Genomic DNA, 1496 nt, shown 5'->3' on the forward strand with positions numbered 1-1496 from the left:
AACCGGCCCGGAAACGATCGGCAAGCAAGACTACTACTTCACAGAGTCTGGCTCGATGGCTGCAAAGCAATGGGTTCCCATCGACGATACCGGAAAATACCGCTTTGCCACGACAAATGGCGAACTAACCGCAAACGCCAGCAAGACCAACGGCGAACTGGTGCTGTTAGACGACTCCGATGCGCCCCTGTCTGGATGGGTCAAAATCGACGGATTACACTTCTATGCCAAACCGGATTCGGGAGCCATGGCAACGCAATGGCAGATGATCGACGGCAACTGGTATTGGTTCGGCAGCCAAGGAGCGATGGCAACCGGATGGACAAGTGCCAACGGGGCTTGGTATCTCATGGCTCAAAGCGGCGAAATGAAAACCGGATGGCAGTACGTCGATGGAGCCTGGTACTATCTCGACCCCTCATCGGGCGCGATGAAAACCGGATGGCTCAACGAAAACGGAACATGGTATTGGCTTAGTGCAAGTGGCGCCATGCTTACTGGCTGGCAATACGTCGATGGAGGTTATTACTACTTCAACGCCAGCGGAGCATGGGATCCTTATGCCGATCCCATGACCCAGCGAGCGCAAGGCTATTACAGCGCCACAAACTGGCTCATTATGATAGATACCGTTAACAACGAATTCGGCGTATATTGGGGATGGCAAGGCAATTGGAAGCTTCAATACCACTGGAGCTGCTCAACGGGAGCCTGGGCCACGCCCACGGTTCTCGGCGAGTATACCGTCGGCATTAAAGGATACGTATTCGGATCAGGATTCAGCTGTTACTATTACACCCAATTCTATGGTGACTACCTGATTCATTCCGGCGAGTACTATCAGGGAACTTTCGTGGAAATGGATAACCGTCAAGGCGTGAACATCTCTCACGGTTGCGTTCGATTGACCCTTGATCGAGCTAAATGGGTGTACGACAACATCCCATACAACACAAAAGTCGTAACATACATGGGCTAAGCCCGATAGCATATTATGCCGGGGCGCAGATGAAAACCCACCTGCGCCCCGGCGTTTTGCGCTCAGCTCCAAGCCTCTTGCAAAATGCTGCACAAGGGGCAATCGACAAAAATGTAATCTCGAAGTAGGCTTCACGGATACCAGGGAAAGGAACAGGATGAAGAACAAAGGCTTCACGGCGCTCGCGTACTTCCGAAGCGCCGCTCGACAAGCCGCTATTGTCGCGTTGACGGCAGCGTGCTGCACCGCAATCTCAAGCGCAGGAAACGCAAGCATCGCCATAGCTGACGAAACAGCATCGAGCACAATCGAGCGAGGCACCGATCAGCTCGTTGATACCCCAGCGGCAGATCCGGCCACCACCATACCTGCAGGGGACGCGAGCCCGGCCGCCGACGAAGGCGGCAGCGAGACGAAGCCCGCACCCCCCGCCGAGGACGTCTACGCCCTCGTGCCGTCCGAATCGTCCCCGCACCTGACGTGGACCAAGAACGGCGAGCCGTGCGCCGCCAGCGGG

Annotated in this window: 2 protein-coding genes; both read left to right on the forward strand. The window is 55.6% G+C overall.

Annotated features, from left to right (window positions below):
* Window positions 1–979 (forward strand): L,D-transpeptidase (locus SFHG_RS08055; RefSeq protein ID WP_162096575.1); only part of this gene is annotated, 979 nt, incomplete at its 5' end.
* 157 nt (window positions 980–1136) lie between these two features.
* Window positions 1137–1496, forward strand: a 360-nt coding sequence (locus tag SFHG_RS10805) for a hypothetical protein (protein ID WP_042436038.1), incomplete at its 3' end; no start/stop codon positions are given.

Source organism: Senegalimassilia anaerobia JC110 (assembly GCF_000236865.1).
Taxonomy (GTDB): domain Bacteria; phylum Actinomycetota; class Coriobacteriia; order Coriobacteriales; family Eggerthellaceae; genus Senegalimassilia; species Senegalimassilia anaerobia.